Annotated in this window: 21 protein-coding genes; 15 read left to right on the top strand and 6 right to left on the bottom strand. The window is 48.5% G+C overall.

Translation table 11 applies throughout. The features are described from left to right. Positions 1–55: 55 nt before the first annotated feature. The 8 genes from bioB to RSC70_RS03035 all read left to right on the top strand — a co-directional run bounded on the left by bioB (position 56) and on the right by RSC70_RS03035 (position 8,040). Positions 56–1,093: a biotin synthase BioB gene (gene bioB / locus RSC70_RS03070; RefSeq protein WP_332541630.1), complete on the top strand. Its 1,038-nt coding sequence runs from the start codon at positions 56–58 to the stop codon at positions 1,091–1,093. A 5-nt stretch (positions 1,094–1,098) separates the two neighbouring features. Continuing rightward, positions 1,099–2,259: an 8-amino-7-oxononanoate synthase gene (gene bioF, locus RSC70_RS03065; RefSeq protein WP_332541784.1), complete on the top strand. Its 1,161-nt coding sequence runs from the start codon at positions 1,099–1,101 to the stop codon at positions 2,257–2,259. Next, positions 2,234–3,001, top strand: a complete 768-nt coding sequence (gene bioC, locus RSC70_RS03060; protein ID WP_282807660.1) for a malonyl-ACP O-methyltransferase BioC — start codon at positions 2,234–2,236, stop codon at positions 2,999–3,001. Before bioF ends, bioC begins: the two co-directional genes overlap by 26 nt. Further along, complete coding sequence (gene bioD, locus RSC70_RS03055) at positions 2,994–3,701, top strand: dethiobiotin synthase (RefSeq protein WP_304184621.1); 708 nt, start codon at positions 2,994–2,996, stop codon at positions 3,699–3,701. Before bioC ends, bioD begins: the two co-directional genes overlap by 8 nt. Positions 3,702–3,860: 159 nt before the next feature. Continuing rightward, positions 3,861–4,106: a hypothetical protein gene (locus tag RSC70_RS03050; RefSeq protein WP_282807658.1), complete on the top strand. Its 246-nt coding sequence runs from the start codon at positions 3,861–3,863 to the stop codon at positions 4,104–4,106. 16 nt (positions 4,107–4,122) lie between these two features. Beyond that, positions 4,123–4,653 (top strand): helix-turn-helix transcriptional regulator, encoded by a 531-nt coding sequence (locus RSC70_RS03045; RefSeq protein WP_282807657.1) that lies wholly within the window; start codon positions 4,123–4,125, stop codon positions 4,651–4,653. Between the two features lie 953 nt (positions 4,654–5,606). Continuing rightward, on the top strand, positions 5,607–7,625 hold the full coding sequence (gene uvrB, locus RSC70_RS03040) for an excinuclease ABC subunit UvrB (RefSeq protein ID WP_025797538.1): 2,019 nt from the start codon (positions 5,607–5,609) through the stop codon (positions 7,623–7,625). A 118-nt stretch (positions 7,626–7,743) separates the two neighbouring features. After that, positions 7,744–8,040, top strand: a complete 297-nt coding sequence (locus tag RSC70_RS03035) for a VF530 family DNA-binding protein (RefSeq protein ID WP_063586713.1) — start codon at positions 7,744–7,746, stop codon at positions 8,038–8,040. 68 nt (positions 8,041–8,108) lie between these two features. On the opposite strand, the gene RSC70_RS03030 is transcribed toward RSC70_RS03035, so the two are convergent. Continuing rightward, positions 8,109–8,645 (bottom strand): NAD(P)H-dependent oxidoreductase, encoded by a 537-nt coding sequence (locus RSC70_RS03030; RefSeq protein WP_332541628.1) that lies wholly within the window; start codon positions 8,643–8,645, stop codon positions 8,109–8,111. A 127-nt stretch (positions 8,646–8,772) separates the two neighbouring features. On the opposite strand from RSC70_RS03030, the gene RSC70_RS03025 reads away from it, so the two are divergent. Then, positions 8,773–9,666, top strand: a complete 894-nt coding sequence (locus RSC70_RS03025) for a LysR family transcriptional regulator (protein ID WP_332541627.1) — start codon at positions 8,773–8,775, stop codon at positions 9,664–9,666. A 3-nt stretch (positions 9,667–9,669) separates the two neighbouring features. On the opposite strand, the gene RSC70_RS03020 is transcribed toward RSC70_RS03025, so the two are convergent. Next, positions 9,670–10,098 (bottom strand): carboxymuconolactone decarboxylase family protein, encoded by a 429-nt coding sequence (locus RSC70_RS03020; RefSeq protein WP_130998415.1) that lies wholly within the window; start codon positions 10,096–10,098, stop codon positions 9,670–9,672. Between the two features lie 130 nt (positions 10,099–10,228). On the opposite strand from RSC70_RS03020, the gene pdxR reads away from it, so the two are divergent. Both pdxR and dusC read left to right on the top strand, forming a co-directional pair. After that, positions 10,229–11,680: a MocR-like pyridoxine biosynthesis transcription factor PdxR gene (pdxR, locus tag RSC70_RS03015; protein WP_332541626.1), complete on the top strand. Its 1,452-nt coding sequence runs from the start codon at positions 10,229–10,231 to the stop codon at positions 11,678–11,680. Between the two features lie 64 nt (positions 11,681–11,744). Then, positions 11,745–12,689 (top strand): tRNA dihydrouridine(16) synthase DusC, encoded by a 945-nt coding sequence (gene dusC / locus RSC70_RS03010; RefSeq protein WP_038502962.1) that lies wholly within the window; start codon positions 11,745–11,747, stop codon positions 12,687–12,689. 6 nt (positions 12,690–12,695) lie between these two features. Here the strand turns inward: dusC and RSC70_RS03005 are convergent, their stop codons facing one another. After that, the gene (locus RSC70_RS03005; RefSeq protein ID WP_332541625.1) at positions 12,696–13,616 is read right to left on the bottom strand and encodes an EamA family transporter; all 921 of its coding nucleotides are present in this window, start codon (positions 13,614–13,616) and stop codon (positions 12,696–12,698) included. A 202-nt stretch (positions 13,617–13,818) separates the two neighbouring features. Here RSC70_RS03005 and tam point away from each other — a divergent pair, with 202 nt between their 5' ends. From tam to RSC70_RS02990, 3 genes are all read left to right on the top strand, one after another. Next, positions 13,819–14,607: a trans-aconitate 2-methyltransferase gene (gene tam / locus RSC70_RS03000; RefSeq protein WP_332541624.1), complete on the top strand. Its 789-nt coding sequence runs from the start codon at positions 13,819–13,821 to the stop codon at positions 14,605–14,607. A 255-nt stretch (positions 14,608–14,862) separates the two neighbouring features. Continuing rightward, positions 14,863–15,801, top strand: a complete 939-nt coding sequence (gene pbpG / locus RSC70_RS02995) for a D-alanyl-D-alanine endopeptidase (RefSeq protein ID WP_040045519.1) — start codon at positions 14,863–14,865, stop codon at positions 15,799–15,801. A 167-nt stretch (positions 15,802–15,968) separates the two neighbouring features. After that, positions 15,969–16,886, top strand: a complete 918-nt coding sequence (locus tag RSC70_RS02990; protein WP_332541622.1) for a DUF808 domain-containing protein — start codon at positions 15,969–15,971, stop codon at positions 16,884–16,886. A 180-nt stretch (positions 16,887–17,066) separates the two neighbouring features. Here the strand turns inward: RSC70_RS02990 and RSC70_RS02985 are convergent, their stop codons facing one another. Both RSC70_RS02985 and RSC70_RS02980 read right to left on the bottom strand, forming a co-directional pair. Next, complete coding sequence (locus RSC70_RS02985) at positions 17,067–18,719, bottom strand: methyl-accepting chemotaxis protein (RefSeq protein WP_332541621.1); 1,653 nt, start codon at positions 18,717–18,719, stop codon at positions 17,067–17,069. A 348-nt stretch (positions 18,720–19,067) separates the two neighbouring features. After that, entirely contained in the window at positions 19,068–19,826 is a 759-nt protein-coding gene (locus RSC70_RS02980; RefSeq protein WP_304184648.1) for an SDR family NAD(P)-dependent oxidoreductase, read from the bottom strand. A gap of 122 nt (positions 19,827–19,948) precedes the next feature. Here RSC70_RS02980 and RSC70_RS02975 point away from each other — a divergent pair, with 122 nt between their 5' ends. Beyond that, positions 19,949–20,854, top strand: coding sequence for a LysR family transcriptional regulator (locus tag RSC70_RS02975; RefSeq protein WP_234619893.1), 906 nt, complete (start codon positions 19,949–19,951; stop codon positions 20,852–20,854). A gap of 9 nt (positions 20,855–20,863) precedes the next feature. Here RSC70_RS02975 and RSC70_RS02970 read toward each other — a convergent pair whose 3' ends face one another. After that, positions 20,864–21,778 (bottom strand): LysR family transcriptional regulator, encoded by a 915-nt coding sequence (locus RSC70_RS02970; protein WP_040045524.1) that lies wholly within the window; start codon positions 21,776–21,778, stop codon positions 20,864–20,866. Positions 21,779–22,074 lie beyond the last annotated feature (296 nt).

Genomic DNA, 22,074 nt, shown 5'->3' with positions numbered 1-22,074 from the left:
TTTTTTCTAAACTGACGACACTTTTTCCCCTCAAATTGAATAGGGAGTTGCCATCATGGCAGATCGTCATCACTGGACATTAGAGCAAGCCCAAGCTCTGTTTGCAAAGCCGTTCCTCGAGTTAATGTTTGAGGCTCAGCAGGTTCATCGCCAGCATTTTGACCCGCGTCAGGTGCAGGTAAGCACGTTGCTTTCGATTAAAACCGGCGCTTGCCCCGAAGACTGCAAATACTGTCCACAAAGCTCACGCTATAAAACGGGTTTAGAGACCGAAAAATTAATGGAAGTGCAGCAGGTTCTGGATTCTGCGCGACAGGCCAAAGCCGCCGGTTCCACTCGATTCTGTATGGGCGCTGCATGGAAAAACCCGCACGATCGCGATATGCCGTATCTTGAGCAAATGGTGCAGGGCGTCAAAGAAATGGGGATGGAAACCTGTATGACGCTCGGAACGCTATCCGATCAACAAGCTAACCGCTTAGCCGGCGCAGGGCTGGATTATTACAATCACAACCTCGACACCTCGCCAGAGTTTTACGGCAGTATCATCACGACCCGCAGCTATCAGGAGCGTTTGGATACGCTGGAAAAAGTGCGTGATGCCGGTATTAAAGTCTGTTCAGGTGGCATTGTTGGACTCGGTGAAACCGTACGTGATAGAGCCGGCTTGCTCACGCAGCTAGCGAATTTGCCTAAAGCGCCGGAAAGCGTGCCGATCAATATGTTGGTTAAGGTCAAAGGAACGCCGTTAGCGGATAACGACGATGTGGATGCCTTTGATTTTATTCGTACGATTGCCGTGGCGCGCATCATGATGCCAACGTCTTACGTGCGTCTTTCTGCTGGTCGTGAGCAAATGAATGAGCAAACTCAGGCCATGTGTTTTATGGCGGGAGCCAACTCCATTTTCTATGGTTGTAAGCTGCTTACCACGCCGAATCCGGGTGAAGATAAAGATGTTCAGCTATTCCGCAAACTGGGGCTGAATCCTCAGCTGACCGAAACTGAACACGGCGACAATCAGCAACAGCAGCACCTCACTGAACAACTGTTGCATACCGATACTGAGCAGTTTTATAACGCCGCCGTGTAATCATGATGAATTTTCAACAGCATATCGAGCACGCTCTAGCCGAGCGTCGCTCAGCCGGAGCCTATCGTTCGCGGATCGTGAGTGAAACGGGCAGCGGGCGTGAGATCCTCGTGAATGGGCGGTCATATCTCAATTTCTCGTCTAACGACTATCTTGGCCTCAGCCGCGATAAATCGGTCATCAACGCATGGCAACAAGGCGCTGAGCGCTATGGCGTAGGGAGTGCGGGCTCTGGGCACGTCACGGGTTTCACCACCGCGCATGCAGAGTTAGAACAACAGCTCGCAGGGTGGTTAGGCTATCCACGTGCCTTGTTGTTTATTTCAGGCTATGCGGCCAATCAGGCCGTTATCGCCGCGCTGATGCAAAAAGGTGACAGCATCTTTGCTGATAAGCTCAGCCATGCGTCGCTGATGGAAGCTTCCATTCAATCACCAGCAATGCTGCGACGTTTTCAACATAACCAGCCAGACTCGCTCGAAAAACTGCTGAACAGCGGTGGAGAAGGGCGAGCGCTGGTGGTGACTGAAGGTGTGTTCAGCATGGACGGCGATAGTGCACCGCTGGCGGATCTGCATCAACAAAGTCAACGTGCCGGTGCTTGGCTGATGGTGGATGATGCGCACGGCATTGGCGTGTGTGGCGAGCAGGGGCGTGGCACCTGCGACGCACAAAAAGTGAAACCGGAATTGCTGGTGGTGACATTTGGCAAAGCCTTTGGACTCAGCGGTGCCGCCGTTTTGTGTTCTGAATCCGTGGCTGAATACTTCATTCAGTTTGCGCGCCACTTGATATACAGCACCAGCATGCCTCCCGCTCAGGCCTGTGCGCTTACGGCTGCGCTGCGCCGAGTACGTGCAGGTGATGAGCTACGTAGCCAACTGAATCATAACGTCGTGCAGCTTCGTCAGGGATTAAACGATTTAGGTTTAACGTTGATGGAATCAAGCTCAGCGATTCAGCCCGTGATTATTGGTGAGAATCAGGCTGCGCTGAATTTAGCTCAGCAACTGCGGGAACAGGGGATTTGGGTTAGCGCTATTCGTCCACCAACGGTTCCACCCGGTACCGCACGTCTGCGTATTACTCTCAGCGCAGCGCACCGCGCGCAGGATATAAACCGTTTATTGGAGGCGCTGCATGTCACTGCACACACATTGCGTTAATAAATCTGCGGTGGCGGCGGCGTTTAGCCGCGCCGCAGACAGTTACGACGCAGTTGCCGGTTTTCAGCGGCGGTGCGGAGAAAAGATTTTATCTCAGCTCAATAATTTATCGGGCTTGAAAGTGTTGGATGCGGGCTGCGGTACAGGGATTTTTAGCCGTGAATTTCGCCGCGCAGGGTCACACGTTATCTCTCTCGATTTGGCTGAAGGTATGCTTGAGAAATCGCGCGCCTTAGATAGCGCGGAGCAATATCTCCTCGCTGATATCGAACATATCCCGTTACCTGATTGCAGCGTCGATCTCTGTTTTAGCAATCTGGCCATTCAGTGGTGTGGTTCTTTAGGTTCTGCATTGGCTGAGATGAGCCGTGTCGTGAAGCCGGGGGGAAAGGTTGTGTTCTCAACGTTGGCACAAGGCTCGCTGACGGAGTTAGCTCAGGCTTGGCAGCAAGTGGACGGCCAAACGCATGTGAACCAGTTCTTAGAATTTGACACAATCAAACGGGCCTGTGAGCCGTTTTCACATGATTTACAGCTAATCCATGAGACTGAATTTTATCCCGATGTCATCACCCTAATGAAGTCACTCAAAGGCATTGGTGCTACGCACTTACACCAAGGCCGAAACTCAGGGCTAACTAGCCGTGGACGTTTTGCGCAACTAGCCCGTGTTTATCCTCAACAGGCCGAAGGTTTGCCTTTAAGCTATCAGTTGGTCATCGGAGTTTTGCATTGTGAATGAAAAGACACATGAGCTGCCTTGTTTAAGCGAGGCATGGTTTGTTACCGGAACCGACACTGAAGTGGGAAAAACGGTCGTCAGTAGTGCACTATTGGAGGCCGCGACGCTGCGAGGAAAAGATACGGTTGGGTATAAACCCGTAGCTTCTGGCAGTGAATGGCGCGAGGGAAAACTGCGAAACACTGATGCGCTTGCTTTACAAGCGGCCTCTTCAATATCCGTCAGTTACGAAGAAGTGAACCCCTATACCTTTGAAGAGCCTACGTCACCACACATTATTAGCGCCGATGAAAATCGACCTATCGAATTTGACGTGATGTCACAGGGGCTGCTGGCGTTACGTAAAAAGTCGAGTTGGACGCTGGTGGAGGGCGCTGGAGGGTGGTTCACGCCGCTCAGTGAGACCACGTCTTTTGCGCAATGGGTCATTCAAGAGCAGCTGCCCGTGATACTCGTTGTGGGAGTGAAGCTAGGATGTATTAATCACGCCTTGCTAACGGCTCAGGCCGTTGAGCAATGTGGATTAAAACTGGGCGGATGGGTGGCTAACTGTGTGGTCGAGCCAGGAAAACGTCACGCTGAATATATGGCAACGCTCAGGCGATTATTACCTGCGCCATGCTTGGGGGAAATCCCTCATATCCCGCACGCAGATGCGAAAGCGCTCGCCACATATTTGGATCTCTCTTCCCTGAATTAATGCAATACAACGCTACGTAAAACTATTTTGCGTAGCGGATTCCAGTCTTCTGCATTCCCTCTGTATGTCTTTTTTTATCCCATGTATTTTGCGCTGACTTAAATAGAAAAGGTTGTCACTTGACAATGTTATGGTGTTTTTTTAAGCTGGGAGCAGAAAATGAGCAGAGCGACACATCCTAAAAAGGAAATTGAACAGGCGCTTAATTTCGTTGAGTTGAACGGTTGGCGTATTGAAGTGGGCGGTAGTCATGCGTGGGGGAAGATGTATTGTCCTTATCCCCAAGAGAAGTGCCGTTGCGGTGAGTTTTGCATTACATGTATTTGGTCTACGCCAAAGAATGCGGAAAACCATGCGCGTCAGCTTAAAAAAATTGTTGAGCATTGCGCTCATCATGCCAAGTAATGACAGAGGATAGAACATGAAGGATTATGAATTTACACTCATTTTTTCTTTGCCCGATCAGAATGATGAACCATCAAACTATCTTGAGGTATTAGGCGCTGCAGGCTGCACCGATGCCACCATCGGCGTGGGGGTGGCTGGCCGTATTGCTATGAACTTTTGCCGCACCGCCGAGGACGCCAATGAGGCGATATCCACAGCCATTCAAGATGTGCTGAGCGTGCTGCCACATGCAGTGCTGTGTGAGGCCGCACCTGATTTTGTTGGCTTAACTGATATTGCTGAGCGTTTGGGGTTTTCTCGCCAAAATATGCGCAAGCTAATGGAGCAAGGTGGGAATAATTTCCCCGCGCCTCTGCATCAGGGGAAAACGGCTATTTGGCATCTTGCCTGCGTTCTGACATGGTTAAGAGATGTTAAAAACTACACTATAGACTCCCGATTGTTAGAGCTGGCAGCGGTCAATATGCAGTGTAATTTACATCGCGCCCTCAACGAAGCTGATAGTCGTTTTCAGCGAGAGATTTCTGGCTGGTTAAGAAAATAGCGATTGAGAGCACTGCAACCAAAAAAGCCATTCTCCATACAAAACATTAACAACCAAAGCGTGGGTGAATTCATTGCTTGAATCGTTTTAGGTCGATATTAATAAGCGCTGATGAAACCCCAAAAAGAGAGCAAAAAAACGCTGATAAATTCCGCACCACGGCGGTGCTCAAAAAAAACACAGTGGTGCAGGCGTAATTCATCAAGGGAATAAAAGATCAAGCACTGAATCCTCGCACGACGAAATAAGTTACCCTAGCAAGCACTTTTGTTAGTGCAAATAAGTATATCAAAAAGAAAAAATAGCTAAAAAATTAACTAAAAAAAGGACTCCGAAGTCGATTTACTGACAGATTGTCATTTTTCCGTAACTCAAGCGCCAAGCGGAGTGGTGCAAGTTATCCACTATTCCTGTGGATAACCTTGTGCATTAGGTTTAGAGAACTCATCAAAATCCAGAGCCAGCGCGGCTTTCACACGCTTTGGTTGATATGATAACTATATTTTAAAGTTGTTTACATTCAATGAGTTATTTAAAATCAAGCACTAGGTAAAGAATCGCGTTGCGCAACAAAACGGCCTTGACAAGTGCAGGCGAAAAAAGTTAATTCGCGAGCCGCATTGGGGATAAATGTCACCGGTAGGTGAAAATTGTAAAACGGATGTAATTTGGTTTTTTTGTGGGTTGCCTAACGCGCTAATAGAGCATGGGGAAATACACAAAATGGTGCAGATAAGGTTTGAAGCTGGTTTTATATCCAGTATCATAGCGATCTTCTTCTCGCATTGCCGTGAACGTGGTTTTCTAACGGTGCGAAGACATCCCTCGCAGGATATATAGAGAGTCAGTGGCAAAATTGGGTAGGCCTTCCATAATCAATGCCGGACGATTAAGCATTCGAAAATGCCGTGGCCCTTCTAAAAGACAAATGCATTTAAGCAAGGTGTTGATTCATGAGTAAAACGTTCAAATTGCATTCTGCATTCAAGCCAGACGGCGACCAGCCTGAGGCGATTCGTCGTTTAGAGGCAGGTTTAGAAAATGGTTTGGCGCATCAAACGCTGCTGGGCGTAACGGGTTCAGGTAAGACGTTCACAATTGCCAATGTGATTGCCGATCTCAATCGGCCAACCATGGTCATGGCACCCAACAAAACGTTGGCGGCGCAGCTTTATGGCGAGATGAAGCAGTTTTTCCCAGAAAATGCCGTGGAATATTTTGTCTCCTACTACGACTATTACCAGCCTGAAGCCTATGTGCCGAGTTCGGATACTTTCATCGAGAAAGACTCCTCGGTAAACGAACATATTGAACAAATGCGGCTTTCAGCGACTAAAGCGCTGCTTGAGCGCAAAGATGTCATTGTTGTGGCTTCGGTTTCAGCTATTTATGGATTGGGCGATCCTGATGCCTATCTGAAAATGATGCTGCATTTAACACGTGGAATGATTATCGATCAGCGAGCTATCTTGCGCCGTTTATCCGAACTGCAATATGCGCGCAACGATCAGGCGTTTCAGCGTGGTACCTTCCGCGTTCGCGGTGAAGTGATAGATATTTTCCCCGCCGAATCCGAGGATGAGGCATTACGCGTTGAGCTGTTTGATGAAGAAGTGGAACGTCTATCGCTGTTCGACCCCTTAACGGGTCAACTGATCCAAGAAGTTCAGCGTTTCACCGTGTACCCAAAAACGCACTATGTCACGCCGCGTGAACGCATCTTGCAGGCGATGGAGGATATTAAGGTTGATTTGGCGGAGCGACGCAAGGTGTTGCTGGCCAACAACAAGCTGCTGGAAGAGCAACGGTTAACGCAGCGTACCCAGTTCGATCTAGAAATGATGAACGAGCTAGGCTATTGCTCAGGCATTGAAAACTACTCGCGCTATCTCTCCGGACGCAAGCCGGGTGAAGCGCCGCCAACGCTGTTTGATTATCTTCCTGCAGATGGGTTGCTGGTGATCGATGAATCCCACGTCACCATACCTCAAATTGGCGGCATGTACCGCGGCGACCGAGCGCGCAAAGAGACGCTGGTGGAGTATGGATTCCGCTTGCCATCAGCGCTTGATAACCGACCAATGCGCTTTGAAGAGTTTGAGGCTTTGGCACCGCAAACCATTTATGTGTCTGCAACGCCGGGTAATTATGAGCTTGAAAAATCGGGAAGCGATATTGTCGATCAGGTTGTGCGTCCGACCGGTTTGCTTGATCCATTGATTGAAGTGCGTCCGGTTGCCACGCAGGTTGACGACTTGCTCTCTGAAATTCGCATTCGCGAGGCGATTAATGAGCGTGTGCTGGTCACTACGTTGACCAAGCGAATGGCGGAGGACTTAACCGAATATCTCGACGAACATGGTGTGCGGGTTCGCTATCTGCATTCTGATATCGATACCGTCGAACGTGTAGAGATCATTCGAGATCTTCGCCTCGGTGAATTTGATGTTCTGGTTGGTATCAACCTTCTTCGTGAAGGGCTCGATATGCCAGAGGTTTCTCTGGTCGCGATTTTAGATGCAGATAAAGAAGGCTTCTTGCGTTCAGAACGTTCGCTGATTCAGACCATTGGCCGTGCGGCACGTAACCTGAATGGTAAAGCGATTTTGTATGGCGACCGTATCACCAACTCTATGGAGAAAGCGATTGGTGAAACTGAACGTCGTCGTGCAAAACAGGAAGCGTATAACCTTGAGCATGGCATCACGCCACAGGCGCTGAATAAGAAAGTGTCCGATATTCTCCAACTGGGTGAAGCATCGTCACGTGGTAAAGGTAAGCATGGGCGAAGCAGCAAAGCGGCTGAGTCTTCTGCTGCTTATCAAGCGTTGTCGCCAAAACAGATCGAGCAGAAAATTCGCGATCTGGAAGCGCAGATGTATAAACATGCTCAAAACCTTGAATTTGAAGAGGCCGCCAGCCTGAGGGATGATATTCAGGCGTTGCGCGATCAGTTCATTGCGATGTCTTGATACCTAAAAGGTGCTGACGGTTCCGGCACGCCTGCGGCTTGCACTCTCAGGCCGCAGTCAGTATGGTGTGCGAAAATTTTTTAAACTCGTATTGAGTCCATTGCCGACAGGAATTTCCATGAACGCCCAAACTTCTAAAGACCCTTTGCATGGCATCACGCTGGAAGCCTTGCTGACATCACTGGTGGAGCGTTATGGCTGGGCTGAGTTGGCGAAGATTATTAGCATCAACTGCTTCAAAAGCGATCCTAGCATTAAATCGAGTTTGAAATTTTTGCGCCGCACCCCGTGGGCTCGGCAAAAAGTGGAAGAGCTGTATATTGATTCACTGGCAGACACGCCTGCTGTCACCCAAGAAGCCAAAGCCCCTGAGACAAATCCTTGGGGAAAATGGGAAGAGAAGAAACCCTCTTAAAATCGCTTATTTAAATAAGCCGAATTTGGTCTGTCATCCTCCAGCAGAGAGGATGACAGCGTCAACAATCAGTCAGCGTTTTGCAATTCATGGATTCGGCTCAGTAATCCATTCACACCAGTATCAATTAATTGTTCCGTAATATCGTTGGCGCCCTGAATTAAATACGGGTCTAACCAATGCATACCAACCAAATGACTCATATTGTTAAAAGGTAATAAGAGGCTTTCAACAGGATAGCGGTTGTATCCCTCGGCGGTATACGCCTGCGCATTGCCTCCTGTTGAGGTCGCGATCATCAGCGATTTGCCATGTAAGGCTTTGCCTTGGCTGCCATAGGCAAAACCATAGGTTAATACGGCATCTTGCCACTCTTTTAAAATAGCCGGAGAGCTATACCAATAGAAGGGGAAGAGCATCACTACAATATCATGTTCAGTGAGCAATTTTTGTTCGCGTTCTACGTCGATGTTGTAATCGGGATAGTGGCGCATAAGCTCATTCACGGTGACGTTTTTCTGCGTTTTCAATGCATCAATCGCCGCATGGCTGATGCGTGACTGATCGGGAAAGCGATGCGCGGCTAATACCAGCACTTTTTTCATAGGTTTTCTCTTGTGATTTCAATGATAGGGAGAGTGATAACGTTAGCTATGCGGGTATTTTTTCATTTCTGCGCGCGCTGGTGTAGCCTGTAAAATAGTAAATCTGTTTCAACCTAAGGTTAAAAGCATGGCATTGCCTGTAGACGTATATCGATTGATCCCTGCATTTTTGGCCTCGGCAGAGGCACAAAGCTTTTCTGCTGCGGCTCGTCAGTTGGGGATTAGCGCAGCGGCGGTGAGTAAGAATGTGCGGGCATTAGAAATGCGTTTAAATATCCGCTTATTTGCGCGCAATACGCATTTTGTCATGCTGACAGAAGAGGGCGCCGATTTTCGCCGTCGGATAACGCCATTATGGCAGGCATTAAATCAGGCCTTGGACGAGCAACAGCTGAGCGAAGAGCCCTCTGGATTGGTTCGCGTAAGCGTTATTCCTGGTTTTGGTCGTCATCGATTAATGCCTTTGCTTCCTTTATTTGGCCAACGTTTCCCTAAGGTGACCATCGATCTTGAGATGGAGCCGCGTTTAGTTAATCTCATCGGTGAGAATATTGATGTGGCGATTGGTCAACGTACCGCTACCGACAGTCGATTAGTGGGGCGCGAAATGTGTGTGGCTTACAGCAAAATGGCGGCGTCTCCTGAATATTTAGCGCGTTTTGGTACGCCACAAACGATAGACGATCTTCTCTCGCATCACCGCCTAATACATCGAAATTCCGGTAGCGGAAAGCTGATGGCGTGGTGGGATGATGAAGGTAGCGTGAATGAGCAGCAGGCGTCATTTATTGCCACATCGCCCGATAGCTTAGTTGATGCGGCGCTGAGTCATATGGGCATTGTGTGTTTGGCGGATTGGTATCTGGAGGAACACTTTCGCAGTGGGCGTTTAGTTCCGATTCTGGAGCCGTTTTGGCCGCAAGCACGCTCTATGCATATCTGGTATCCCTCGGCGGATATACCGCCAAGAGTCCGAGTGTGGGTCGATTTTGTATTAACCCACTTTCCTCCGCGTAGCTAGGTCTTACTGACGCATGCTGATTGCCATACGATTGAAAGCATTCATAAGGCTAATGGCAAAAGTTAAGTCAGCAATTTCAGTATCGTTAAAGTGTTCTTTCAACGCCGCAAATAATTCATCGGACGTTCCACAATATGAAATATGCGTGACGGCTTCGGCCCAGTCTAGCGCTGCGCGTTCACGCGCGTCGAACGCTTCTGCCATACGCCAGCCAGATAAGATATCCATTTTATGTTGGCTGTAACCGGCTTTACGTAGCGCCGTGCTGTGCATGTCCAAGCAAAATGCGCAGCCGTTGATTTGGGAAATACGTAGGTAAACCAGTTCAACCAAATGGCCTAATGAGCTTTTGCTTAATGCCATGCTGGTTTGAATAAGGCCGTTGTAGGCCTCAGGGGAAAGTTTGCCGTAGGCAAGACGCAGGTGTGACATGTTTTTTTCTCCGCAAAATACATCTAAACAGCGCTAAGGCGCGTTGCTCTCGTGGTTTGATAAAGCGACTTTACGCTCAATATGGCCTAGTATATAGAGCCATATCTTTACTATTTTTATAGGCCATATTATGGCGGCGTTTCATTCTTTTCTCGTCGTTGACCCTGCGGCCAAAGAGCCGATTTATCGCCAAATTTACCAACGCATTAAGGTGGCAATTGCCGATGGCGTACTGGCTCCCGGTGAGCGCTTACCTTCACTTCGGGGTTTAGCCAGCGATTTAAACGTTGCACGTGGAACCGTTGAGGCCGCCTATGGTTTGCTGAGCGGTGAAGGGTATATCGAAAATAGCCAGCAGGGTGGAACGCGGGTTTCTCGGCGGCTAAATATGGCGAAAAGCACTGATATGCCCAAACCAATATTAGACGCGCCTCGTCATGCCGGAATGCCTTTGCCTTCTTCACAGCTGTTGCCGTTTCAGCTCGGTGCACCTGCTTTGGATGCATTTCCATTAGGGCAATGGAATCGTTTATTAAGTCAGTGTGCGCGTCAGACCCGTCGTGAAGAGCTCTCTCATCCGGCACCTCAAGGTTTTCTTGCGCTACGAGAGGCGTTAGCCGGGTATTTGCAGATCTCCCGCGGTATTCGCTGTGCGGCGCATCAAATATTTATCGCGGCAGGATATCGTTCGGTGCTGTCACTGATTGCGAATGCCTTACTTAAACGTGGCGATGAAGTTTGGTTAGAAGAGCCCTGTTTTCCGTTCCCATGGCATGTGCTGCAAGATTTTGGCGTTAACACCGTGCCCATCCCCGTGGATGAGCAGGGATTGTGCGTGGATAAAGGCGTGCGCGATCATGCACAGGCACGCGCCGCGTTAGTGACGCCAGCACATCAAAGCCCGCTCGGCTTAGGGCTTAGCCTGCCACGGCGCATGCAGCTTTTAGCGTGGGCGCAGCGCCAGCAAAGTTGGATTATTGAAGATGACTATGATGGCGAATTTCATTATCAAGGGCATCCGTTACCGGCGCTGAAAAGCTTAGATCAGCTGGAGCGTGTGCTGTACGTTGGCACCTTCAGCAAGGTGTTGTTTCCCGGATTGCGCATTGCATACGTGGTGGTGCCGGAGTCGCTACTCCCTCAGTTTCACCAGACTATGCGAATATACCCCTGCGTGTGCCCCACGCTGATGCAGGCCACCACGGCGCAGTTTATTTATTCGGGTCAGTTTTATCGTCATCTGAAGAAAATGCGCAGCTTGTATGCTCAGCGTCGCCTCTGGCTGGCACAGGCGTTACAGCGACAGACGCGTTATCGGCTAACCACCGAGCTTCAAGCTGGCGGTATGCACTTGCTGGTACGTTTACCTGAATGCTTCGATGATGCTTTGGTTGAAAGGGAAGCGCGGGTGCAAGGGTTAGCATTGGAGGCGCTTAGCGTTTGGTATCACGGTACAGAAAATCCGCCCCACGGCCTGATCTTAGGTTTTACTAACGTGGAAAGTGAAACTATGGCCCAGAACTGGGTGGAATTATTGCTGAATGTGCTGGCGCGTTGTTCTCCCGTTGCGGGTGAGCGCTGAACTCAGTACCATTTGCGCCTCAAATTTTGGCGCAAATAATAACGATGATCATGCAGGCTGATTTATGCAGACAGTAAAAAGGGTGCTTTTAGCACCGATGGAAGGGGTTCTCGACTCTTTGGTGCGCGAACTGCTCACCGAAGTGAATGATTACGATCTTTGCATCACCGAATTTGTGCGCGTGGTAGACAGCCTGCTGCCTGAAAAAGTGTATTACCGTCTTTGCCCAGAACTGGCTAATCAAAGCCTAACGCCTTCAGGAACCGCAGTGCGCGTGCAATTGCTGGGGCAACATCCTCAGTGGTTGGGCGAAAATGCGGCGCGAGCCGTTGAACTTGGATCGTGGGGCGTGGATTTGAACTGTGGTTGTCCTTCGAAAATGGTCAACGGTAGCGGCGGTGGTGCGACGTTACTCAAAGATCCTGAGATGATTTATCTCGGTGCCAAAGCGATGCGTGAAGCCGTGCCGTCACATTTACCGGTTACGGTGAAGGTACGTCTTGGCTGGGATTCGGGCGCGCGCCAGTTTGAAATTGCCGACGCGGTGCAGCAAGCAGGCGCAACCGAAATTACCGTGCACGGCCGCACCAAAGAAGATGGGTACAAAGCTGACAAAATTAACTGGGCGGCGATTGGCGAAATTCGTCAGCGCCTGAGTATTCCCGTGATTGCGAACGGTGAAATTTGGGATTGGCAAAGCGCGCAAGATTGTATGGCGGCTACCGGCTGTGATTCGGTGATGATTGGCCGTGGAGCACTGAATGTGCCGAATTTGAGCCGTGTCATTAAACAAAACGCACCAAAAATGCCGTGGCCTGAGGTGATGTTGCTGCTCAAAAAATATGTGCGTCTTGAGAAGCAGGGCGACACTGGGCTATATCATGTCGCTCGTATCAAACAGTGGCTGGGGTATTTGCGTAAAGAATATGCCGAAGCCTCAGAGGTTTTCAGTGAGATCCGTGCGCTGAAAACCTCGGCCGATATTGCCCGCGCTATCGAGCGGCTCTAGCGTTAACTACTCTTTTTCAATGGCTGGGCGATGTGTGCGTTTAGCCATCAGTTTCCCGCCAAAAACATTCACCAATAATCCCAGCATGATGAGCAACAAACCATAAATCTGTAGGGGCGAAATGCGCTCGCCTAAAATGAGTGCGCCACTGGTTAATCCAACCACCGGCACCAGCAGAGCGAACGGCGTTACACGCCACGTTTCATAGCGGGTCAGCAAGCTTCCCCACAGGCCGTAGCCAACATGAGTGGAAAGAAACGCGATATAGCACAGCGCTAAAACGGTCGGGATGGCAATATTTAGCACGCTGTTTTCGATAACAGAGTGTCCTTCAAACAGCCATGAACAGAGTAAAAAAGGCAAAATGGGCACCAACGCGCTCCACACCACCAAGGACATAATGCTGGTTTTACCCGCATTTTGCATGATGGAACGGTTGGTAATGTTACCGCATGCCCATGAGAATCCTGCCGCGAGCGTAAAGAGCAGGGCGATTAAAGGGATGTCGGTTAAGCTTCCCGTCATGCCGCCTTTAGCGAGTACCAGCATGCCAACCGCCGCCATAAGAATACCGATGACCTGACTGCGTTTGATTTTCTCACCAAGAATTAATGCGCCCAGCAAAATGCTAAAGAATACCTGCGATTGCAATACGACGGAGGCAATACCTGACGGCATGCCTAGATTGATGGCACAGAATAAAAAGGCGAACTGTGCGAAGCTGATGGTGAGTCCATAAATAACGATCCCCTTCAGTGGGATTTTTGGACGTGGTACAAAGAATATCGCCGGAAAGACAACCAGAATAAAACGCAGTGCGCCGAGGAGCAAAGGCGGCATACCGTGCAAACCCACCTTGATGACCACAAAGTTTACGCCCCAGATAACGACAACACACAGGGCTAACAACATATCTTTAATGGACATTATGACTCCTTGAAAGGGCGCGCTTTTTTGAGTTTTCTCGCTGGCTTGGATGCAAAACTATAGCTAAAGTCATCAAGGGGAGATACCCGCGAACGGGATATGTTCTGAATAAAGAGAAAGGTGACATAGTTAGCCTGCTTAGGTGCGTGACAAACCATAAATTTGGCTATCCAACAGAAGATTCTGCTTAAAGGAAAAGGTCATGAGCGATTGGGATCCCGAACTGTATTTGCGCTTTGAGGCGGAAAGAACCCGTCCTGCGCGTGAACTGCTTGCCAGAATTAATCATCCTCACGCTATGCAGGTTAGCGATTTAGGCTGTGGACCCGGTAACAGCACGGCGCTTTTAGCACAGGCATGGCCAACGGCGCAGGTGACCGGCGTGGATACTTCGCTCAATATGCTCAACAAAGCGCAAGAACGATTACCGCAGTGTACCTTTGTACAATCAGATATCAGCCATTGGCAGCCTGATGAAACGCAGGATGTTATTTATGCTAATGCGGCTTTGCAGTGGGTGTTGGATCATGAAACCCTGCTGCCTCATTTGGTGGCACAGCTGGCGGATAATGGCGTTCTGGCTATTCAAATGCCGGACAATCTCAATCAGCCTTCTCATGCACTGATGCGAAAAGTGGCGGCTGAAGGCCCTTGGGAGAGTCTGAACGGTGAAGCAGAATCCGTGCGCAAAAAGTTGCTGACCACCGAGGAGTATTACGATCTGCTGGCGTTACAGGGATGTGAAGTCGATATTTGGCGCACGACTTATTACCACGTCATGCCATCGGCTTCGGCCATTATTGATTGGCTAAGCTCTACGGGATTACGTCCCTTCCTCGATAAACTCAGCGAGGATCAGCGCCCCGAGTTTCTTCGCCGCTATTTATTCGAACTGGAGCAAATCTACACACCGCGCGCCGATGGAAAAGTGTTACTGGCATTCCCTCGCTTATTTATTGTGGCGCGTAATGTGGAGAAGGGAGCGATTTAGCGATGCGGAGTTTTGCTCTAGGTGTTATTCGTTATTTTAAGCAAAAAAAAGAATAACGTTCTGAATATTAAACTCACAACCAGAAACATAATTATTACATCTTCTCGTAGCTCAAACATTCACGTTAAGAGTATGATTATCGCCAGCTTGTCGGCCTGTAACCCTTGTGTGGCGCGGCAAGCAGCGTTCCGAGGATTTAAGCACACTATTTTATGCTGCCCTCGGTGTTATCGAACATTTGATTGATACGTGATCATGCCTGTAAAACTCCGATATTCCTTATTAAGCCTGTTGCTTTTGGGCAGCAGCGTGGCCAGCGTTCCAAACGTGCTCGCAAGTGAGAACGCACCAACAACGCATAATGCCTCTTCTCTGGTATTAGCGTCAGGCAGTGCAATGGTGGTGGATTTAAAAACTCATAGCGTTATTTATTCGAGTAATCCAGACGTGCAGGTTCCCATTGCTTCAATCACTAAGCTGATGACAGCCATGGTGGCGTTAGATGCCAAACCTGCGATGGATGAAGTGATTTCAGTCGATATCCACAATACCAAAGAGTTAAAAGGTGTTTTCTCTCGGGTGCGTGTGGGAAGTGAAGTCAGCCGTCGTCAAATGATGTTAATGGCGCTTATGTCTTCGGAAAACCGCGCTGCGGCAAGTCTTGCTCACCATTATCCGGGCGGCTACAACGCCTTTATTAAAGCGATGAATGCTAAAGCGCGTTCGCTGGGGATGACGCATACCCGTTACGTTGAGCCCACCGGGCTTTCTGTGAACAACGTGTCAACGGCGAGAGATTTAACCAAGCTGCTGACTGCGAGCAAAAACTACCCGCTGATTAGCGAGTTGAGCACCACAGAAACGAAGTCGGTGACATTCTCAAACCCGGTTTATACAGAAACATTTAACAATACCAACCACTTGGTGCGTAATGATAAATGGGCGATCCAACTGACTAAGACCGGCTTTACGAATCAGGCAGGTCATTGCTTGGCGATGCGTACCACTATCGGTGGCCGTCAGGTGGCGTTGGTGGTATTAGATGCTTTCGGAAAATATACCCATTTTGCTGATGCTAACCGTCTGCGAGATTGGATGTTAACCGGCAAAGCATCGCCGGTTCCTGCGGCGGCGCTGAGCTATAAAAAGCAGAAAGGCCTGCACGGCAGCGTACAGGTTGCTGATAATAAATAATTTTTAAACACTATCTGGTGCTGACGGTTTTCCGTCTCACCATAAAAACGGCAGAGCTTAAAACCTCTGCCGTTTTTTTATGCATAAAAGTGGTTTTGAGATTAACGCGACATTTTTACCCCTAGCCCCTATCATTATCTCAGTGATTAAAGCTTAAGGATTTCAATGTGGCTGGTGGTAGCTTACTTACGTTATTAGATGATATTGCTTCAGTGTTAGACGACGTTGCGCTGATGAGCAAAATGGCAGCTCGCAAAACCGCTGGGGTTTTAGGCGATGATTTAGCCCTAAACGCGGAGCAGGTCACTGGGGTTTCGGCTGAACGTGAACTGCCGGTGGTGTGGGCGGTAGCAAAGGGGTCTTTGCTCAACAAAGTGATTTTAGTGCCGCTTGCCTTGCTGATCAGCGCTTTTGCCGGGTGGGCGATTACGCCATTGCTGATGCTGGGTGGCGCATTTTTGTGCTACGAAGGTTTTGAGAAACTGGCGCATAAAGTGTTGCACGGCAAAGAGGAAAAACATCAGCCAAAAGCCGAAGAGAAAGTGCCTGACGACCTGCGTGCCTACGAAAAGGCTAAGGTAAAAGGGGCCGTACGCACCGATTTTATTCTCTCTGCTGAAATTGTGGCGATTACTCTCGGCACGGTAGCCGGTGCGCCGTTCATCCAGCAGGTGATCGTGCTCAGTGGCATTGCCATTGTGATGACATTGGGCGTTTACGGCATCGTCGCAGGTATTGTGAAGCTTGATGATTTAGGCCTGTGGATGAGCAAAAAAAGCTCGGCGCTAGTTAAAAAACTAGGTGGTTGGATCGTTGATGCCGCGCCATATCTGATGAAGATTCTCTCGGTGGTGGGTACGGCGGCGATGTTTATGGTGGGCGGTGGGATTATCGTCCACGGCTTGCCGTGGGTGCATCACTACTTCGAGCATTTAGCCGAAAGCGGCGCCGGTCTGCCAACGGTCGGCACCGTGATCGCGGGCCTTGGCCCTACGTTGCTTAATCTCGTATTTGGGGTGATCGCTGGGGCGATTGTATTACTGGTGGTGAGTGGCGTTGGGAAGCTGATCCCGAGAAAAGGATAAGGCATTCCTTAGCGTATACGTTGCTTAGTTAAAATTCCGCCCGCCGGTTTGTATCGAGTTTTGGTCGCACATCTGTGAAACATAGATGAAACTCGGTATTCATCGTTGGGCGGAATTTTATCGCGAGATAGTTAGGCCGAATCTAAAATCGACGTACTTAAAATCGACGTACTCTGCACCTTAAAAGCTATCCCAATTCTCACCATTATCATCGGCAACGGCTTTCAATTTTGGCGCAACTACCGCCTGTGGCTGTACTCGAATTTTCTCTGGAGCAGAACCTGATGTGGCGAGTTTGAAGACCGCGACTGTTTGATTTAAACGATCGGCCTGATCTTCAAGGGCGCTGGCCGCGGAAGCGGATTGTTCAACCAAGGCCGCATTTTGCTGTGTGACCTTATCCATTTCATTAACGGCCTGCGCGATCTGGGTGATACCGCGACTTTGCTCTTCTGAAGCGCTGGAAATTTCTTGCATGGTTTCGGTAACTTGTCCAATGGCGGTCACAATTTCTGTCATCGCACCACTGACGTTTTCAACCAAATCATTGCCTTGATCGACGCGCAAGACGGATGCATCAATCAGCGTTTTAATCTCTTTGGCAGCCTGAGCGCTGCGCTGCGCTAAACTGCGCACTTCACCGGCTACAACGGCAAATCCACGACCTTGTTCGCCAGCCCGAGCCGCTTCGACAGCCGCATTCAGCGCCAAGATATTGGTTTGGAAAGCGATTCCATCGATGACGCTGGTGATATCACCAATTTTGCGAGAGCTATCGGCAATATCACTCATGGTGACCACCATTTTACGGGTGATTTCACCGCCGTTAACGGCGCTGTTTGACGCGCGTTTTACTAATGATGTTGCTGCATTTGCACTGTCGGCGTTGTTTTTTACCGTAGCAGAAAGCTGTTCCATGCTGGCTGCGGTTTCTTCAAGCGAGCTCGCCTGTTCCTCGGTACGGCTGGAAAGGTCGCTGTTGCCTGCCGCAATTTCCTGTACGCCGGTATAGATATTCTGAGTGCCTGCGCGCACCGCGCTGACGGTATTCGCCAGCTCATCACGCATGTGCTTCAATCCTTGCATCAGTTTGCCAATTTCGTTGTTGCCATTGGCATCAATTTCGATCGATAAATCACCATGCGCAATGGCCGCTTGATAGTCGATAACCTGATTGATTTTATTCAGCACATATTTTCTTATCCATACCAAAACCGCGCCGGTTAGGACAATAAATACGAACATAAAGGAGAGCGAAAGCGGCAGCATTTGGCGATAGCTGGCCTGAGCCGCGTTGGCCGCAGGTGTAATAATAGAATTGGCCACGTAGGCTGATGTGTCATCCAGTGCAGACATAAAATGCGTGGAGGAACTGTTGTGCATAATCGACTGGAATTTAACCAGATCGTTATTTTCTAAGCTGATAATCAATTGCAGCAGATCACCGCGGGCTCTTTCATAGAGGGATTTTACGTTCTTGGTGCGCTCAATTTCATTTTGATTTGCTTGAGAGAGTTGATAAAACTTCTCCATCTGCTGATCGACTTCGGTCAGATTTTGGCGCAGTTCACCGAGTGATTGACGCGCTTTGGTATCTTCTGGCTGAGTCGCGAGCATCAGCGCGTCTTTGAGTACTTCTTCACGGATCTCGGTAACTGAAGCATAGGCGTTATCCATCGCCATGATTTGGTTAAAGCCGGAGGAGATTTGCGTGAGTCGGTCATTCGTGCCTGAGGCATCAAGAATGCTCCAAGAGCCGGAGAAAATTTGAATAATACAGAATAGGGCTAATACACCCATTAATCCCTGAGAGATTTTTAATCGTTCGAACATAGATAGCACAACCTAAATTTAATCAGATGCAATAGGACAAATAACGTTGTCATTGCCGTGGGAAGTGCTCTCTGTTTTCGGCTGAAAAACTAAAAACTTTAGCTATTTAATAAATCCTCATGCTTAAAAACGATGGTATAAATCCACCGTTAACTTAATTGAATCAATTAAAACATAATAATAACATTATGCTGTTTTAATATTTTCATCGTTGATGTGTGTATTTAGTAGAAAATGATAAATAAGCTTGTTAATTATTTTGCAATTAGGAATAAATTTACAAAATAAAATTAGCCCACATGAAATGTAGGCTTTGAGATCAAAAGGTAATCTAAAACAGCTGATGCCTTAGAGGAACATGCCTCCCGAGGCCTCAATACGTTGACCGTTAATCCAGCCCGCCTCATCTGACAACAACATGGTGACTGCTTTGCCAATATCTTCAGGTAAACCCACGCGTCCCAAGGCGGTTTGTGAGGCGATAAAGTCGTTAACCTGCTTGTTATCGCGCACCACACCGCCGCCAAAATCTGTCTCAATAGCGCCTGGAGCGAGAATATTCACGCTAATGCCGCGCGACCCGAGTTCTTTAGCCTGATAGCGCGTCAGCACTTCCATCGCGCCTTTCATCGCCGCATAGGTTGCAAAGCCTGGTAGAACAAATCGGCTTAACCCAGTGGAAATATTAATAATACGTCCACCGTCTATGATGATGGGCAGCAGAGTCTGAGTGAGGAAGAATGGTCCTTTAAGCTGAATGTTCATGAGCTGATCAAACTGTTCTTCGCTGGTTTCGGCGAAGGGCGCATTGATGCCAATACCTGCATTATTAACCAAAAAATCGAAATCTTTGCGTCCCCATTTTTGCCCTAACACTTGTTCCAACGCGGCACGAAAATGGGGGAAGGAACTGGCTTGGCTAACATCTAAGGGTAAGGCAGCGGCCTGTGCACCGATCTGTTCAATCTGTTTCACCACGTCATTGGCTTCATCTTGTTGGCTGCGGTAGGTTACAACGACATCGACCCTCTGAGCCGCAAGATGCAGCGCCATGCTTTTACCTAAGCCACGGCTTGCGCCGGTAATCAGTGCAATCTTATTACTCATGTTCATAACCCTCGTGTGGGACGCTGCCGATGCAGGCCATGTCAGGAATCATATTGTTTGTTTTAAATGAAATAAATGTGCTAAATATGACAATACTGTTCATAAAATAAGAATAATCAAAAATGGATAAAATCACTGCAATGCAGGTGTTTATCAGCGTAGCCGAACTTTCTAGCTTTAGTCGTACCGCGGATCGGATGGGATTACCTAAGGGGTCAGTGTCAGGTGCGATCCAGCAGCTCGAAAATCACTTTGGCACTCAGCTTTTGCATCGCACGACACGCAAGGTGACGCTGACCCAAGATGGGCAGCGGTGCTATGTAAGATGCCAAGACTTGCTGGCTGAAATCGAGGAGCTTGAGGGCATGTTTCGCACGTCGAATGCCCCGCTCTCTGGGCGTCTGCGCGTGGATATGCCAAGTGGATTAGCTAAAATTGTGGTTCAGCAAGGGCTTGCGACTTTTTTATCCGCCCATCCCGATCTTGAACTAGAACTGAGCAGCAGCGACAGACGAGTTGATTTAATTCAAGAAGGTTTTGACTGCGTGGTGAGAGTGGGGACATTGCAAGATTCTGGCCTAATTGCTCGTGCTCTAGGCCAACTGCAGATGGTGAATTGTGCCAGCCCAGCCTATCTGGAGAAGTATGGCTGTCCGCAAACGCCAGCAGATTTGCAGCGTCATCACTTGATCCATTATCAAAGTGCTCAAGGTGCGCCTAGAGATAAGTTTACCTACGTTATGCCGCAAGGTGATATTCAGGCAGTGGATATGCAAGGGGCGCTGACGGTGAACAGCACTGAATCTTATTCTGCGGCCTGCATAGCGGGCTTAGGCATTATTCAAGTACCAACTATTGGTGTACGAGAAGCTTTGCAAACGGGGAGATTAGTTTCAATTCTGGAACATCTACCGGCGCCCGCTATGCCCGTTTCTTTGCTTTACCCACATCGCCGTAATTTAGCCATGCGGGTACAGGTTTTTATGGATTGGATGTCAGATGTGATCCGTAAACAGTATGTCGAATAATATTACAGGTTAAGATTTTTCATATTGATACATAAATTTAATCAGCTCGCTTTCGAGAATTTTTTCACGCCACCAACGAGAGGCTACGCCTTCAGACGCGTTGTTCCACCCCAGATAAGCCAGATCTTTCTGTCTGCTTGATGTGGTTTTTTTTGCAACTAATGTTCCCGTTTTCAAATAAGGTTCGACGATATGGCGTGGCATAAATCCACAGCCTAAACCTGATACGAGCGCCAGCAATTTATTATGAAAATCATAAACCACCATACGTTCCTGCTCCTGCAAATAGTTAGTGGCTTGCCCAGTACTGAAGCGAGCCGTATCACCGATAACGATTGCGCGGTGAGTGCAGATTAGGCGTGGATCGAGTGGCTCATCCGCGGTGGCCAAGGGATGAGAAGGTGATACAACAAACACATTCTCCAACATACCTAACATCTGGTAAGAGAATTCCGTTGAGGTAGGGGGTTCGTTGATGGCGCCCAAAATAATATCAGCATCGTTTTGAGTCAGCTGTTCCCATGAGCCGGAAAGAGTATGGTGAGTAAATCTAAGCTGGGTCAGACAATTGAGCTGATAAAATTCCTCAATCATGGGTAGCAACAAATGGAAAGGGAATGAGCCGTCGAGCGCAATAGTCAGTTCCTTTTCCCAACCCGATTCGATCTGGACAGCCTGCTTTTCTAACTCACGAGCGGCGCTCAGTAAAATCCTGCCTTTTTCTAATACTATTTTGCCCGTATCGGTGAATTTTGCTCTGTGACCTGAACGGTCTAAGAGTTTGATACTAAGGTCATTTTCAAATTTCTGCACCATGTAACTCAGTGCTGCGGGTGTTTTAAAAAGCGACTCGGCTGCTGCAGCAAAACTTCCATGTTTTTCCAGTGCATCAAGAATCAGTAGAACATCCAAATTTACGCGCATCGTAACCTTCTAATTTTAAGAAATAAAATTTACTCATAGTGTACGGTGTTGGTCGTTTTCTTTGTTTAGGAATATCTTTGTTTAAAAATAATGTTAGGAAAATTCTTTAAACTGTCACGAATATATAAAGTAATTAATATTACGAACGTTACCAATATATTACTGGCAGGTATAGGTGATTATTCTGTTTCTTCATTAAATTAAGATATATCGAAACTTGGCGTGAAGCAATAATCTCTACAATACTGTTAGCGCGATAATAATAAATAAGAATTTACGCAACATAAAATAACTTA

This window comes from Hafnia sp., assembly GCF_036648275.1.
Classification (GTDB): domain Bacteria; phylum Pseudomonadota; class Gammaproteobacteria; order Enterobacterales; family Enterobacteriaceae; genus Hafnia; species Hafnia alvei.
This window is presented reverse-complemented; position numbering and strand designations above follow the sequence as displayed.